16 protein-coding genes are annotated in these 15,268 nt (G+C 54.1%); 12 read left to right on the top strand and 4 right to left on the bottom strand.

Features of this window, described 5'->3' with window-relative positions; all coding sequences use genetic code 11:
- Window positions 1-235 precede the first annotated feature (235 nt).
- Together nfsB and AQ981_RS02190 are read right to left on the bottom strand one after the other, a co-directional pair.
- Window positions 236-880 (bottom strand): oxygen-insensitive NAD(P)H nitroreductase, encoded by a 645-nt coding sequence (nfsB, locus tag AQ981_RS02195; protein ID WP_058910103.1) that lies wholly within the window; start codon window positions 878-880, stop codon window positions 236-238.
- A 102-nt stretch (window positions 881-982) separates the two neighbouring features.
- The gene (locus AQ981_RS02190) at window positions 983-1,450 is read right to left on the bottom strand and encodes a nucleotide triphosphate diphosphatase NUDT15 (RefSeq protein ID WP_058910325.1); all 468 of its coding nucleotides are present in this window, start codon (window positions 1,448-1,450) and stop codon (window positions 983-985) included.
- 180 nt (window positions 1,451-1,630) lie between these two features.
- On the opposite strand from AQ981_RS02190, the gene AQ981_RS02185 reads away from it, so the two are divergent.
- From AQ981_RS02185 to AQ981_RS02175, 3 genes are all read left to right on the top strand, one after another.
- Entirely contained in the window at window positions 1,631-1,861 is a 231-nt protein-coding gene (locus AQ981_RS02185) for a DUF465 domain-containing protein (protein WP_058910102.1), read from the top strand.
- 224 nt (window positions 1,862-2,085) lie between these two features.
- Entirely contained in the window at window positions 2,086-2,508 is a 423-nt protein-coding gene (locus AQ981_RS02180; protein ID WP_058910101.1) for a DoxX family protein, read from the top strand.
- A gap of 148 nt (window positions 2,509-2,656) precedes the next feature.
- A complete protein-coding gene (locus tag AQ981_RS02175; protein WP_058910100.1) occupies window positions 2,657-2,935 on the top strand; it encodes a YdgH/BhsA/McbA family protein in 279 nt (92 codons plus the stop codon).
- A 66-nt stretch (window positions 2,936-3,001) separates the two neighbouring features.
- Here the strand turns inward: AQ981_RS02175 and AQ981_RS02170 are convergent, their stop codons facing one another.
- Window positions 3,002-3,895 (bottom strand): LysR family transcriptional regulator, encoded by an 894-nt coding sequence (locus AQ981_RS02170; protein WP_058910099.1) that lies wholly within the window; start codon window positions 3,893-3,895, stop codon window positions 3,002-3,004.
- Window positions 3,896-4,151: 256 nt separating this feature from the next.
- On the opposite strand from AQ981_RS02170, the gene pptA reads away from it, so the two are divergent.
- The 9 genes from pptA to AQ981_RS02125 all read left to right on the top strand — a co-directional run bounded on the left by pptA (window position 4,152) and on the right by AQ981_RS02125 (window position 14,162).
- Entirely contained in the window at window positions 4,152-4,382 is a 231-nt protein-coding gene (gene pptA, locus AQ981_RS02165; protein ID WP_058910098.1) for a tautomerase PptA, read from the top strand.
- Window positions 4,383-5,440: 1,058 nt separating this feature from the next.
- Window positions 5,441-7,873 carry a DMSO/selenate family reductase complex A subunit gene (locus AQ981_RS02160; protein WP_121500607.1) on the top strand — a complete coding sequence of 811 codons (2,433 nt, stop codon included), beginning with the start codon at window positions 5,441-5,443 and terminating at the stop codon, window positions 7,871-7,873.
- An 11-nt stretch (window positions 7,874-7,884) separates the two neighbouring features.
- On the top strand, window positions 7,885-8,502 hold the full coding sequence (locus AQ981_RS02155; protein ID WP_058910097.1) for a DMSO/selenate family reductase complex B subunit: 618 nt from the start codon (window positions 7,885-7,887) through the stop codon (window positions 8,500-8,502).
- Window position 8,503: 1 nt separating this feature from the next.
- Window positions 8,504-9,358: a DmsC/YnfH family molybdoenzyme membrane anchor subunit gene (locus AQ981_RS02150; RefSeq protein WP_058910096.1), complete on the top strand. Its 855-nt coding sequence runs from the start codon at window positions 8,504-8,506 to the stop codon at window positions 9,356-9,358.
- Between the two features lie 59 nt (window positions 9,359-9,417).
- Entirely contained in the window at window positions 9,418-10,029 is a 612-nt protein-coding gene (gene dmsD, locus AQ981_RS02145; RefSeq protein WP_058910095.1) for a Tat proofreading chaperone DmsD, read from the top strand.
- 342 nt (window positions 10,030-10,371) lie between these two features.
- Window positions 10,372-11,274, top strand: a complete 903-nt coding sequence (locus AQ981_RS02140) for a GNAT family N-acetyltransferase (RefSeq protein WP_058910094.1) — start codon at window positions 10,372-10,374, stop codon at window positions 11,272-11,274.
- 159 nt (window positions 11,275-11,433) lie between these two features.
- Complete coding sequence (umuD, locus tag AQ981_RS02135; RefSeq protein ID WP_058910093.1) at window positions 11,434-11,850, top strand: translesion error-prone DNA polymerase V autoproteolytic subunit; 417 nt, start codon at window positions 11,434-11,436, stop codon at window positions 11,848-11,850.
- Between the two features lie 2 nt (window positions 11,851-11,852).
- Complete coding sequence (gene umuC / locus AQ981_RS02130; RefSeq protein WP_058910092.1) at window positions 11,853-13,115, top strand: translesion error-prone DNA polymerase V subunit UmuC; 1,263 nt, start codon at window positions 11,853-11,855, stop codon at window positions 13,113-13,115.
- Window positions 13,116-13,214: 99 nt separating this feature from the next.
- The gene (locus AQ981_RS02125) at window positions 13,215-14,162 is read left to right on the top strand and encodes a LysR family transcriptional regulator (RefSeq protein WP_058910091.1); all 948 of its coding nucleotides are present in this window, start codon (window positions 13,215-13,217) and stop codon (window positions 14,160-14,162) included.
- 33 nt (window positions 14,163-14,195) lie between these two features.
- Here the strand turns inward: AQ981_RS02125 and AQ981_RS02120 are convergent, their stop codons facing one another.
- Complete coding sequence (locus tag AQ981_RS02120) at window positions 14,196-15,239, bottom strand: type II asparaginase (RefSeq protein ID WP_058910090.1); 1,044 nt, start codon at window positions 15,237-15,239, stop codon at window positions 14,196-14,198.
- Between the last annotated feature and the right edge of the window lie 29 nt (window positions 15,240-15,268).

Below are 15,268 nucleotides of genomic sequence, written 5' to 3'. Positions count from 1 at the left end.
GATAAAAAACGCCAGTCCGGTTAATGATTAACCACTGGCGCAGAGAGGAATGGCTGCCGGGCGGCAGCCATAAGATTGATGATAAACCATGCGTTATCGTCGAACCGGCAGAGATCGCCGGAAAAAACCAGGCAAATGAACTTTTGGATTTTCGGCGGTTAAGCACAAAGGGGAAAAACCGCGTTTTTCCCCTTTGTCAGCAGTCAGATGGCGGCCTGCGCTGCCATCTGAAGGGTTACAGCAGGGTAATCACTTCGCTCTGCGGGAGACGAGATTTTGGCAGTCCGGTGTTGAAATCCCCCTCGCCGCGGAACCCGACCGTTGCAACCACCACGCTGGTTAAGCCTTTTTCCTCCAGACCCAGCGCTTTATCCATCGCCGGCGGCGTGAAACCTTCGATCGGCGTGGCGTCCATCCCGAGGGCGGCGGCGCCCAGCAGCAGGAAACCCAGCGAAATATAGGCCTGGCGCGCCATCCAGTTACGCTGCTTTTCGACTGAGTCGGAGTTGAGGTTGACAAAATAGCGGCGCCCGGTATCCTGGGCAGACTTTGCGTCGTCATTGATAAAGCGCCCGTCCTGTTGTTCCTGCGCCAGCAGGTGGTTAAGGTGCGCTTCATCAATTTCCGTACGGGTGGTGAACACCACGGTCAGGGCGGATTTGTCGATTTTCGCGGCATTGGCCTCGCTGAAGGCCGGGAGTATTTGCGCTTTCCCTTCCGGCGTATCGATAACAAAGAAGTGCCAGGGCTGGGAATTAACCGAAGACGGGCTCAGACGCAGCAGCTCCATCAGTTGCCGCTTCTGGTCAGGCGTGACTTTGCGGGACTCATCATAGGCTTTGCAGGTGTAGCGGTTGCGAATAATCTCTTCAAGATTCATATCAGTTCCTTGTCGTTGCCAGGGGCACAGCGCCATCACTTTAAAGGACATTTACCCCGGGCGGCTAATGAATTTATCCGTCACCGGATTAATGTGACGATGTCACTTAATTTGCGCAGGCCGGATCGCCAGTTGCTCTAACCCCGGCAGGCCGACGGCGGCGATTAATTGCGCCAGCGGATGAAAAAGCGGCTCGGGCAGCGCCTGTAGCGCAAACCACTGCCAGCCGTCGCATTTTTCCGGCTCCCGACGCTGAGGCGCGCCCTCATCGCTCCATGACCGGGTGATAAGGGTGACGTAATGTTTTTTGTCTTCGGGAAAAAGACTGGTGGTCCACGGGCCGGGAAGCACGGTATCCAGGCGCAGGCCGGTTTCTTCGTAAACTTCGCGGCGCGCGCAGTGTTCCACGCTCTCCCCAAACTCCAGATGCCCGCCGGGAGCCGACCAGCTACCCGCGCCGTGACTACCCCGACGTCGGCCAAGCAGCAACTGACCATCGCGAAATATGAGTACGCCGACGCCAACCAGCGGAACCTGCGGCGGCGTCGCGGCAGGGGGAAACTGTTCCATTGTCTTCTCCATATGATTGATTTCCGCCAGCATACTCTTTTTATTTGCCCAATACCTGCCACGCCACAGGACGGTCGCTTTGATCGCGGCCTCATTTCGGCGTTTTCGTCATGACTTTCCGGCGCGAAGATGTTAACCATAACAGGGCGTGGACATCATGCTGAGAAGGAGTGTTTTTATATGTTCCCAGAATTTCGCCATCTCATCACTGAACTGAAAGACGCCAATCCCCGATTCAGATCGTTGTTTGATAAACACCAACACCTTGATTCCGAAATTTCCCGCCTGGAGCATGCCGATGGTAGCGGCTATTGCGACAAGGTGGCGGCCATGAAGCGCGACAAGCTCAGAATCAAAGACGAGCTTTACCGGCTGTTAAAGCATGCTGCGCAGGAGGAGCCGCAGACCTGATTTAACCGCGCCACAGCGAACCGGGCAGAGTGTTATCTGCCATGATTGATTTTTTTGTGTCCACGCAGCCGTTTTCTCTCCGCTTTACCCGCTGTCCAGCGGGTCAGAAACGATTCAGCGCACGCAGTAAAATTTTATTCTGTAGTAAAGACCTGCCTGGCGAGCCCGCCGTTTATGTATTACGTTTTTAATGGTGATTTCCTTATTTAAGAGCAGGTTGTAATATGAACAGTTTACGCTATTTCGATTTTGGCGGCGCGAAGCCGCTGGTGCTGTTAATTGCCCGGCTGGCGCTTATTGCCTTGTTTATCATTTTTGGCATTCCAAAAATGACCGGGTTCAGCGGTACGGTTCAGTATATGACGACGCTGGGTACGCCGGCCCCGGAAGTGGCCGCGGTTATTGCGGTGCTCATGGAGGTAGTGGCGGCGATTCTGATCGTCATTGGCTTCTTTACTCGTCCTCTGGCGGTTATTTTTGTCTTCTATACATTAGCGACCGCCTTTATTGGCCATAGCTACTGGAATATGACCGGTGACGCGGTTACCGGCAATATGATTAATTTTTATAAGAATGTGAGTATTGCCGGTGGTTTCTTATTGCTGGCGGTCACTGGCCCGGGGGCGCTTTCGCTCGACCGACGCTGAAAATCATTAACATGTTGATATTTATTGATTTTAAATGTTTTCTTTCACACTTGCTGCGGTTATTCATTCAGTAAATGAATAATTCGGGCAACTTTAAAAAACCTGTTCTATACTCTCTGAGCAAAACAAACAATGAAAGGATAACATGATGAAAAAGCTATTGGTGACTTCTGCATTACTGGCGTCTTTTGCTGCGTTTAGTGCCTCTGCAGCGGATCTGATCTCTAAGGATGAAGCGCATCATTTTAAACTGACTTATATTGGTAATGTTTCTGTGGGGGCCTCTGGTGGTCAAATTGGTTCGCCGACTGATTTACATGAAAAGTTATCAAAACTGGCGGATGAAAAAGGCGGAAAATATTATGTGATTATTGCCGCCCGTGAGCATGGTCCGAACTTTGAGGCTGTTGCTGAAGTATTTAAATAATAGATTTCTTTCTGGTTGAGCGAAAGAGGGCGCCGTTCTGGCGCCCTCTTTATCTTATTTGCGGCCTCAACGGCGGTAGCGTAGCGCATCCACTACAAGCGTAAAGGCTCTGGAAAGTTCGCGGCGGCTCGGATAGTAAAGATGGTAGCCGTCCCAGAGCGGGCACCAGGGTTCCAGTACGCGAATCAATTTCCCCTCGCGCAGGTAAGGCGCCGCCATTTCCTCCGGCACCCAGGCAAGTCCGATACCGCTCAGGGCCGCGGCCAGCATCTGGTTACTGCTGTTAAACACCGCTTGCCCGGTGACGCGCACTTTTATTTCCCGGCCATCCCGGGCGAATTCCCAGGCGTGTATGCCGCCGTGGGTTGGCAGGCGCAGATTGATGCAGTTGTGTTCCAGCAATTCCTGAGGCGTTTGCGGCGCCGGACGGGTAGCGAAATAGGCTGGCGCGCCGACGACGGCGAAGCGTATATCCGCGCCAATTCGCAGCGAAATCATCCCGTCGGCAACCTGTTCTCCCATACGCACGCCCGCGTCATAGCGTTCCGCGACAATATCCGTCAGGCCGTAGTCAATAATGAGCTCGACATTGATATCCGGGTATTCCGGCAGCACCGCCGCCAGCCTGGGCCAGATGACATGGGTGATGGCGTAATCCGTCGCGGTAATACGTACGGTACCGGCCGGCTTGTCGCGCATGTCGAGCAGGGCATTCAGCTCCTGTTTAATCTCATCAATCCGCGGCCCCAGGCTGTTGAGCAGTTGCTCCCCGGCATCGGTTACTGAAACGCTGCGCGTAGTGCGGCGCAACAGGCGAACCCCGAGGCGCGCCTCCAGGGCTTTCATGGTATGGCTTAAGGCCGACTGAGAGACGCCCAGCAGCGCGGCGGCCCGGGTAAAACTCTGTTCTCTGGCGACGGTAACAAAGGCTTCCAGATCGTTCAGGTTATCGCGCGGCATGCAGTTTCTTCACTCGTCAGGATGGTATCGCGGGTAACGCAGGAACAGTAGAGTAGCATAAAAGGGGGTTATCTGGCCCGGGCCAGCCATGCACTTTTGCCGATCGCGGGCCGCGGTAAGCTCCCGGGGGACTTTGCGTCGCGGTCCTGAATTATTCAGGGTATATACCGCAGCGACAGGAATTCGGCACGATTTTCATTCCACGCTATGCTAGTTTCTGTGATACCACGTTGAATTGTAAACCGGAGCCAGCTTCATGCCGCATATCGAAATTAAGTATTTTCCCCGTGAATTGAGCGATCAAGAGAAACAGACTATCGCCGCGCAGATGTGTCAAATCCTGAAAGATCATTTTGGTTCGAAAGAGGAAGCCTTGTCTGTGGCAATGATTGATGTGGCGGCGGATCGCTGGAAAGAAGAGGTTTATGACCCGCAGATTATGGGACAGGCTGATTATCTGGTGAAAAAACCGGGTTACAGCTACTGATTTAAATTCCCGGACGGCGATCCTGGCTTCCGCCCGGCTATCAGCGCATTCAGCAGCAGAGAAAACGCCTGAGTGTGCTGTTTACGGCCCGGATAGTAGAGATAGAAACCCGGAAAGGGTTCACACCCATCTTCCGCACTTCAGCAGATCCACACTGTATCTTTCGCCACGTATGTCAGACCAACGCCGCGCAGGGCGGCGTTGATGCGCATCTCCAGGCTGGCCGCCAACGCGCGCCCGGATCTCTTTCCCGGCGGAGCGGAATTTCCAACTGCAGAGCCCCCTGTGTCGGCAAGTGCTTATTCGTGATATTAGCCACAAATTCGCTGAAATGGTGGTGATGTTTACTGAAAATATTGTCGAATACTCCCTGAGGAGTAGTGGAGGAAATTAATCGTGATATAATTTTATATATAACGAATTGCTAAAAAAATACTCACTTTGCGACCCGGGGAAGTTTGCTTTTTATGCGTCAGTATAACCTTTGATATTGTGCTGATATTTGTGATCCACATCGGCCTGTGGAATGAAAGGGAATTTTATCCTGGTTTTAGATGATAATTATTTTCATTTGAAAGTTGTGGTTTTGTATCCCTGGCGGGGTAAACGCCATCTGCTGATAGTTAAATTTTTTCTTTATGTGTTTTATTTATAACTTATTGATTTTAAAGGTTATAAATTTAGATGATGGTGTTGATTATTAGCTTTTTCAATCGCTGTCAAGATCTCAAAAACAGCGCCTGAAGGCGTTTTTATAGACACGAAAAAATAACATTTGCAATTATCCTTAATATTATGCCATGTGAAAATGGCTAAGAATTTTTCCTGGCTGATGTCATGTTTTTCACTTGATATTTAAAATTAAGAATCGCTGATGTTATTTTTTTTGCTTAATTTGATTTCAAACAATATCGCCTTTTAGCTTCTATAGGATGTTATGCACAGGGAATTCTACTATAAATAACTAACAATTCTGCTAACGCTGTAATTAAGGATATCCACCAGGGGAAAATGCCCCGCACGGTCAGGAGCAATTCATGAGCATGTCTGATGATAAGATGTCAAAAAAAATACTCCACTCCACGGTGAGCCGCCGAAAATTGATGCAGGCCACCACGCTGGGTGGTCTGGCGACGGTGGGCGGCGCCTTCAGCCTACCGTTTTCCAGAATAGCCTGCGCGCAACCCGGCGCGGCGCTCTCGCCCGCGGAAGAAAAAATTGTCTGGAGCGCCTGTACCGTAAACTGCGGTAGTCGCTGCCCGCTGCGTATGCACGTCGTGGACGGGGAAATTAAGTATGTTGAAACCGATAACACCGGTGATGACATCTACGGCGGTACTCACCAGGTGAAAGCCTGCCTGCGCGGTCGCTCAATGCGCCGCCGGGTCTACAACCCGGATCGCCTGAAGTATCCGATGCTGAGAACCGGCAAACGTGGTGAAGGGAAATTCAAAAAAATCAGTTGGGAAGAGGCCTTTGATTTAATCAGCGACAATCTGAAAAGAATCATCAAAGAGTATGGCAATGAGGCCATTTACCTCAATTACGGTACCGGGGCGCTGGGCGGTACGGTGGCGCGTTCGTGGCCGCCGGCAAACTCTCCGGTGGCGCGGCTGATGAACTGCGTCGGCGGTTATCTGAACCACTATGGTACTTACAGTACCGCACAGATCAGCTGTGCGATGCCGTACACTTACGGCACCGGCGACGGCAACAGTATGTCCGATATCGAGAATACCCGTCTGGTGGTGCTGTTCGGCAATAACCCGGCGGAAACCCGCATGAGCGGCGGCGGGATTACTTATCAGCTCCAGCAGGCCCGGGAACGCTCCAACGCGCGGATGATCGTTATCGATCCCCGCTATACCGACACCGCGGCAGGGCGCGAAGACGAGTGGATCGCTATCCGTCCGGGCACCGACGCGGCGCTGGTCGCCGGTATCGCTCATGTGTTGATTACCGAGAACATGGTTGACCAGCCGTTCCTCGATAAATACTGCGTCGGCTATGACGAGAAAACCCTGCCGGCCGGCGCGCCGGCGAACGGGCACTATAAGGCTTATATCCTCGGTCAGGGCGATGACGGCATCGCTAAAACTCCGCAGTGGGCTTCTGATATTACCGGCATCCCGGTCGACAGAATTATCAAGCTGGCCCGGGAAATCGGCAGTACTAAACCGGCCTATATCTGCCAGGGCTGGGGACCGCAGCGCCATTCCAACGGCGAGTTAACCGCCCGGGCTATCGCTATGCTGCCGATTCTCACCGGCAACGTGGGCATTTCCGGCGGTAATACCGGGGCGCGCGAGGGGAGCTTCGCGATTCCTTTTGAACGGATGCCGGTGCTGGAAAATCCGGTGAAAGCCAGTATTTCCGTGTTCCTGTGGACCGATGCGATTGAGCGCGGCCCGGAGATGACAGCGACGGCAGACGGCGTCAGAGGGAAAGATAAACTGGATGTGCCGATTAAATTTATCTGGAATTACGCGGGCAACGCGCTGGTTAACCAGCACTCCGATATCAATAAAACCCACGATATCCTGCAGGACGATAAGAAGTGCGAAATGATTGTGGTGATCGATAACCACATGACCTCATCGGCGAAATACGCCGATCTGTTGCTGCCGGACTGCACCGCCTCCGAGCAAATGGATTTCTGTATGGACGGTTATACCAGCAACCTCGGCTACGCCATTTTCGCCAGCCAGGCGATCAAGCCGCGCTTCGAATGTAAAAACATTTATGAAATGTGTACCGAAGTGGCCCGGCGTATGGGCGTTGAGGAGAAATTCACCGAAGGAAGAACCCAGGAAGAGTGGTTAGTCCATCTTTACGAGAAGACCAAAGCTAACAATATTCCCGATCTGCCTTCTTTTGAACAATTCCAGAAGCAGGGGATTTTCAAAATGATGGATCCCCGCGGGCACTTTGTGGCGCATAAAGCGTTCCGCGAAGACCCCGAGCAAAATCCGCTGAAAACTCCGTCAGGGAAGATTGAAATTTACTCTGAACGGCTGGCGGAGATGGCGAGAACCTGGACGCTTCCGGAAGGGGATGTGATCCACGCGCTGCCGGTGTATTCGCCCGGTTTTGAAAGCCATCTCGATCCGCTGACGCAAAAATTCCCGCTGCAGCTTTGCGGCTTCCACTACAAATCCCGGGTGCATTCCACCTACGGCAACGTTGATGTGATTAAGGCCGCCTGTCTGCAGGAGATGTGGATCAACCCTATCGATGCTGAACCGCGCGGCATAAAAAATGGCGATCTGGTCAGCGTGTTCAACGATCGCGGCGAGATCCATATCAGCGCGAAGGTGACGCCAAGAATTATCCCCGGCGTGGTGGCGATGGGTGAAGGGGCGTGGTATGAGCCAGACGGTAAAAAAATCGACCATGGCGGCAGTATGAACGTTGTCACGACCCAGCGACCTTCGCCCCTGGCGAAAGGTAACCCGCAGCACACCAACCTTGTTGAAGTTAAAAAGGCATAAGGGATTAGCTAATGACAACTCAGTATGGTTTCTACATTGATTCAGCGCGCTGCACGGGGTGTAAAACGTGCGAGCTGGCCTGTAAAGATTATAAAGACCTGACGCCTGAAGTGAATTTCAGGAGAATTTATGAATACGCCGGCGGCGCATGGCAGAAAGACGGTAATACCTGGCATCACGATGTGTTTGCCTATTATCTTTCGATCTCCTGCAACCACTGTGAAGATCCCGCCTGTACCAAAGTGTGTCCGACCGGGGCGATGCATAAGCGCGAAGATGGCTTTGTGGTCGTCAATGAAGAGGTGTGTATCGGCTGCCGCTACTGCCATATGGCCTGTCCTTACGGCGCGCCGCAGTATGATGCCAGCAAAGGTCACATGACGAAGTGCGACGGCTGCTATTCCCGCGTCGCCGAGGGGCAAAAGCCAATGTGCGTGGAATCCTGCCCGCTGCGGGCGATGGATTTCGGTCCCATCGATGAGCTGCGCGAGAAGTATGGAACGCTCGATCAGGTTGCGCCATTACCGGCATCCCGTTTCACCAGACCCTGTCTGGTCATCAAGCCCAATGCCAACAGCCGCCCGACGGGCGACAAGACGGGCTATCTGGCGAATCCTAAGGAGGTATAACATGGGCAACGGATGGTTAGAGTGGCCGCTGGTGATTTTTACGGTTTTTGGCCAGTGCGTGGTCGGCGCATTTATAGTTATGTCCTGCGCGCTGCTGACTCAGAGCGGCAATCAGCAGCAGCGTCAGCGGGTGTTATGGGCCATGCTCGGGCTATGGATCTTGATGGGGCTGGGGTTTATCGCCTCCGTGATTCACCTCGGCTCGCCGCTGCGGGCTTTTAATTCGCTTAATCGCGTTGGGTCATCGGCGTTAAGTAATGAAATCGCCAGCGGTTCGCTGTTCTTTGCGGCGGGCGGTTTCTGGTGGCTGCTCAGCGTACTCAATAAGCTACCGGCGGCGGCGAGCCGGCTGTGGATGAGCGTCACGATGGTGCTGGGCGTGGTGTTTGTCTGGATGATGGCGCGGGTTTATAACTCCATCGATACCGTGCCGACCTGGCACAGCGGCTGGACGACGGCGCACTTTTTCCTCACGGCGCTGATTGGCGGCCCGTTACTGGGGGGCTTCCTGCTGCGCTTCGCCGGATTCCGTTTCCGTTCACCGCTTACGCTGCCCGCGATTTCTTGCGCAGCGGTAGTGCTGAGCGTTATCGCGGTACTGCTGCAAAGCAGTGAGCTGGCGACGATTCAGACCTCGCTGCATCAGGCATCCGCGCTGGTTCCGGACTATGGCGCTATCATGTCGTGGCGCGTGGTGTTACTGATCGCCGCGCTGGCTATCTGGTTTATTCCGCTGTTAAAAGGGAAGGAACCGGGTGTGGCGATGCTTTGCGTGGCGCTGTTGTTTGTCGTGGTCGGGGAACTGCTGGGCCGGGGATTATTCTACGGTCTGCATATGACCGTGGGCCTGTTATAGTTTCAGTTATCGTTCTCTTCAGGGCCCGTTTCCGGGCCCTTTCAACATCAGGATTTGCCATGAGTCAGGACAATCTAATCGATAAGATTGCAGCGCAGGCCAGGATATTAGGCATTTTGTTTTATCGCTCTGCGGAACATGACGATGTCAGCGCCCTTATCCGCTATATGCAGACGCGTGACTGGCTGGCGGAGTGGGGAGGCGATCCGCAGACCCTGGATGCCATTCACCACCAGTTAATTCAGGTCAGCGAAGAAAGTTATGACGAGGCTTATCAGCGTCTTTTTATCGGCCCGGACGCGCTGCCCGCGCCGCCATGGGGATCGGTGTATACCGATGAAGAAAGCGTGCTTTTCGGGGAGTCGACTCTCCGTTTGCGCCAGTGGATGCGCCAGAATGACATTGCCGGTATGACAGAGGGTAAAGAGCCGGAAGATCACTTCGGTCTGCTGATGCTGCTGGTCGCCTGGGCGGCGGAGGAAAAACCGCAATTGCTGGCTGAGTTACTGGGTGAGCATCTTCTGCCGTGGGGATACCGCTTTCTGACGCTGATGATTGATTCGGCACAACACCCGTTTTATGCGGGAATCTCCCGACTGGCATTGGTAACTCTGCAATCCTGGCAGGCAGCGCTGGGAATAGCCGACGCGCAAATAAGACTATATCGCTAAGCGGGCGCGGCCCACAATTATCTCACCACTATCCGTATTTCCTTAACGGCGATTGTTCAGGCAATCGCCTTTTTTGTGCCTGAAAAACGCCGCTTATCGCTCACGGATGATGATTTCTCTGCCCGCCGGTAACGCCTTAAGAAAACGTTAAGATCGATGGTTCATGATGGCCGCCAGGGGTTTCTGTTGCTGTGTCGGGCTATCTGACGCGGATATTCCTCGTAGAGATGCGCAGGACGGACATGGAACTCTCGTGCTGTACGGCAGGCCAGGAGATGAAAGATATCGCCTCGCCAGGGACAGCCCGTTTTCTGACCAAAGCATGATGGATGATGGACAATAATGCTGAAAAAATTTTGCGGTCTCGAAGAAATCACGCCTGCTATCTATCAGACCTGTTGGGAGCGCTATGGCGGTAACCTGTCCACACACCCGGGGGTTTTAGCCTGGCAGGAGCAGGAGCTCAGGATCCACACCCGCTACTTTGGCCGTACTGATGCGCAGGGGAATGTGACCGCCGCCATCAGCGTATGGGACAACCGGCATATTGCCGGCGACAGTAAAACCGCACACCTGACGCGGGACTGTAAATTCCCCATCTCCCGGGATGAGCTGATTTTGCCGGTGCGCAACGGCACCCGACTGGTATTGCCCTGGAAATGCCGGATCCTCTCTGATCTTCACCGGGAGCATCTGTTGAACGGCACATGGCGCATTAACGCCGGCAGGGCGATTTGCTTGGCCCGGGATATCAACGCTTTTAACCGTAAGTTCAGGAAAAACCGTGAACGCGAGTTACGTACTTTCCTGGAACAGGGCGGAGAAATTCGCGATGTCGGGACATTCTCGCCCTCTGAATTAACGGATATTTATGCCGAGCTGTTTTATCGCCGCTGGGGCGTTCCTTTAGCGGGTCTGGAAGAGCATAAAGCCTATCTGTCGACGTTTTCCCGCCACCTGTGGGGGCAGGTACTGTTTATGAAGGGGGAGCCGTGCGCTTATCATCTGGTGATGCGCGCCGAAAGCCCGCAGTGGATAAATTATGACTATATCTGTACCGGACTGGATCTCACGCTGAAGCATTTGTCGCCGGGAACGGTGCTGACATGGGTCAACATCAACCGGGCTACGCAGGAGTGCCAGCAGAGCGGCAAAGCGATGCGTTATTCCTTTGGTAAACCGACGGCAGACTATAAAAAAATGTGGTGCCAGCAGTACGCGCTGGGGCGGGTACTGATGTACTGAAAGTGTAATGCCCCGGGCCCGTCGGCGTTTTCGGCTGGCCGCGGAACTAAATTTCCCGCTATGTCAGAGGGTTCCTGGAAACGTCTGAAAAGCGTCTTGATCATTCCTGCCAGATGATAATACTGTATTTATATACAGTCATTGGCAAGATAGTCTATTATGCAAGTGGTACTTCCCTCTGAACTTAATCAAATCATCTGCTTACCGCTATTTCTTGAGCGGGTGCCGTGCGGTTTTCCCAGCCCGGCGCAGGACTACATCGAAGAGCGGCTCGATTTGAACAAACTGGTGATCAGGCACCCCAGCGCGACCTATTTCATTAAAGTCAGCGGCGATTCGATGATCGACGCCGGTATTGGCGATGGCGATCTGCTGGTGGTGGATCGTTCTTTGCGGGCGGAGCATGGCGATATTGTGATTGCCGCCGTGGAGGGGGAGTTTACTGTGAAGGAGCTGCGTACCCGTCCGACGCTGTGCCTGCTGCCGCGCAATACGAGTTATGCGCCGATCCCCGTGACGCCGGAAACCCTGGAGGTCTTTGGCGTCGTGACCCACACTCTGAAAATACATAAATAACCATGTTCGCGCTGGTGGATGTCAATAGTTTTTACGCCTCCTGCGAGGGGATTTTTCGCCCGGACCTGCGGGGGCGGCCGGTGGTGGTGGTGTCAAATAACGATGGATGCATTATTTCGCGCTCCGGGGAGGCAAAAGCGCTGGGAATAAACATGGGCGAACCGTTTTATAAAATTCGCGATGACCTGTATCGCCGCGGGGTGCAGGTTTTTAGCTCCAATTACGCCTTATATGCCGATATGAGCCATCGGGTCATGCAAATCCTCGAAGAGATGGCGCCGGCGCTGGAAATTTACTCCATCGATGAAGCGTTTATGAATCTGACCGGCGTCAGCCGCTGTGTTGCTCTGCGTGATTTTGGCCATCAGGTGCGCGAGCGGGTGGCGCAGTACACCGGATTGACGGTTGGCGTCGGGATCGCGCCTACGAAAACGCTGGCGAAACTGGCTAACTACGCGGCTAAAAAGTGGCCCCAAACCGGTGGCGTGGTCGATTTATCCGACAGCGGGCGACAGCGTAAATTGCTGGCGCAGGTGCCGGCGGCAGAGGTCTGGGGTGTTGGACGGCGCATCAGCAAGAAACTCAATTTGATGGGCATTGAAACGGCGCTCCAGTTGGCGGAAAGCTCAACATGGGTGATTCGCAAACATTTCAACGTGGTGCTGGAAAGAACAGTGCGCGAGTTGCGCGGCGAACCGTGTCTCGGGCTGGAGGAGTTCGCGCCGACCAAACAGCAGATTATCAGCAGCCGTTCATTCAGCCACCGGATAACCCGCTTTGAAGAAATGCGCCAGGCGGTGTGTTGCTATGCGGAACGCGCCGCGGTGAAATTAAGGCAGGAGCACCAGTTCTGCCGGCAGGTCAGCGTCTTTTTACGTACCAGTCCTCACGCGGAGGGAGAGGTGTTCTACAGCAATCAGCAATCGGGGCAATTCATCACCCCCTCTGATGATACCCGGGATATTATCCGGCTGGCGCAGGAAGCCCTGCTGCGCATCTGGGTTGATGGCCACCGTTATATGAAGGCGGGCGTCATGCTCAGCGATTTCTACAGCCAGGGCGTGGCGCAGCTTAGCCTGTTCGACAGTGCGCCGCCGCGGGCTAACAGCGCGGCGCTAATGGCGGTGATTGACCAGTTGAATCAGTCCGGGCGGGGAACCATATGGTTTGCCGGACAGGGGATTCAACAGCCGTGGTCAATGAAGCGTGAGATGCTTTCCCCGGCCTGGACGACGCGCTATGCCGATCTGCCGGTCGCAAAATGAAATTCATTATGTGCGGGTTTGTTAACTGATTGAATCAAAACGCCGTATACTATTCGGGGTTGTGATTTACCCGTAGATGTCCGGACACCGTGGGTCGTTATGAAGAAATCGGCAAAGACAAATGATATCAAACGCGCTTCCTGGTCTGGCGGCTGGGCCACACTGCGCGATCTGGAAATCATCCAGACCGTCATTGATACCGGCAGCGTCACCGCGGCCGCCGAACGGCTTGGGGTTTCCCAGCCAGCGGTGAGCAGGGCGCTGAATCAGATTGAGGAGCGCTGTGGGCGGACGCTGTTTCACCGGGAGAATAACCGCTTAACGCCCGGCGCTGATGCGCTACTGCTGTACGAGGAGATTGGGCTTATCGCCGAATCTTTTTCCCGGCTCAGCCAGTTTCGGCAGCGGGAGCGTAAACGGCAGTTTCGGGTACTGGTGCCGCCGACTATCGCCTACGGTTTTTTGAATCAGATGACCGCGCAGTTTATGCGCGAACACCCCAGCCTGCATATCTATCTGGAAATTGTGCGCAGCGAACAGATTTTGCAGTCTATCGCCCGGGATGAGGCGGATGTCGCTATCGCCGATGCGATCGCAGAAAACTACAACTATAACTTCAACCAGATACCGATTCGCAAAACCCAGATCATCTGCGCGCTGCCGCTCGGCCACCCGCTGTGCGCCAGAGAGGAGATCCGCGCGGAAGATCTGCACCAGCAAAAATTTATCGCGCTGGTAAAACACAATATTGGCCGCAATCTGCTCGACCGGGCGCTGAATAAAGCCTCAGCCCGCCCCGAGCAAATCGCTGAAGTCTCCGACCTGGAGACCGCCTGTATCTTTGTTAAAGAGGGGCTGGGCGTCAGCCTGGTCAGCGCCTTTCCGCTGCTACACAGCGAAGGCATTGAGTACCGCGAATTTTTACCGCGTATTCAGAGTACCGTAGCCTGCTTTACCAAAAAGAATGTCGACAGCGACGTCCAGGCCTATATCGAGTTTATTCGCGCTCATCAACCGCCGGCCGATCGGTTTTCTCAACCGGTCTGAGATTGCGCCTGAGGTTTTCAGGCGCAGCCGTGGTTAGTGGTCAAAATAACCGCGTATCTTATCCATATCCCGGGTTTCGGCCAGCGCCAGCATCAGCAGGATGCGGGCTTTCTGCGGGTTATAAATACCTGAACCAATGCCGTGCCGGGAACCGTCGGTGCGCATTGAGGTATAGCCATTACCGGTACGGGTGGAAAGCACTACCGGCACGCCTTTAGCCATGATTTTTTCGATGGCGGCGTTCGCCCTGACAGGTACCGCGGCGTTACCGGCGGCGGCAATGACGATCCCCTGAGCGCCAGCGTTCACCGCCGCTTCCAGCAGCGCTGGATCCTGTTCCTGGTGGGCGTACAAAATCGTCACTTTTGGCAGGCTGGTTTTCTGGCTGACGTCAAAGAATGGCTTATCAGACGGTTGGGCGGGGGAGTAATAAAACCACGGCTGGCCTTTGACAAAGCTGCCGAGATACCCGGGTTCTGTGGCTTTGAAGGTATCGGTGACGTTGGCGTTGGTTTTCGATACATAAAAACCGGAGGCGATACGATCGTTAAAAGCCACCAGTACGCCGCGATCCCGGGCGCTGTCGCTACTGGCCAGCGTTACCGCCTGCAATAAATTCATCGGGCCATCGGCGCTGATCGCCGTTGCCGGGCGCATGGCGCCCACGACAACCACCGGTTTCGGGCTTTTGACGGTTAAATCAAGGAAAAACGCGGTCTCTTCCAGGGTGTCCGTGCCGTGGGTGACCACCACGCCGGACTGATCTGCCCGTTGCAGGGTGTCAGTGATTTTTTTCGTCAGCGCCAGCAGAATTTGCTGGTCGATATCCCCGCTGGGAACGTTGGCTATCTGGACGCCGGAAATTGTCGCCACCTCGTTTAAGGCCGGCACGGCGGCAACCAGTTGCCCGACGCTTAATTCTCCCGCCTTATATTCCGTCGCCTCTTTGGCCGAACTCGCTTTACCCGCGATAGTCCCCCCGGTAGCAAACAGGGTGACGCCGGGTTTGGCGAGCAGCGAAAGCGGGCTGGTCAGCAGGGCGGTGCCGATAAGACAACTAAGCAGGATTTTTTTCATTATTTTTCCTTCAGGTACAGAGGTTAAAA

It is taken from the genome of Entomohabitans teleogrylli (assembly GCF_001484765.1).
Lineage (GTDB): Bacteria > Pseudomonadota > Gammaproteobacteria > Enterobacterales > Enterobacteriaceae > Entomohabitans > Entomohabitans teleogrylli.
This window is presented reverse-complemented; position numbering and strand designations above follow the sequence as displayed.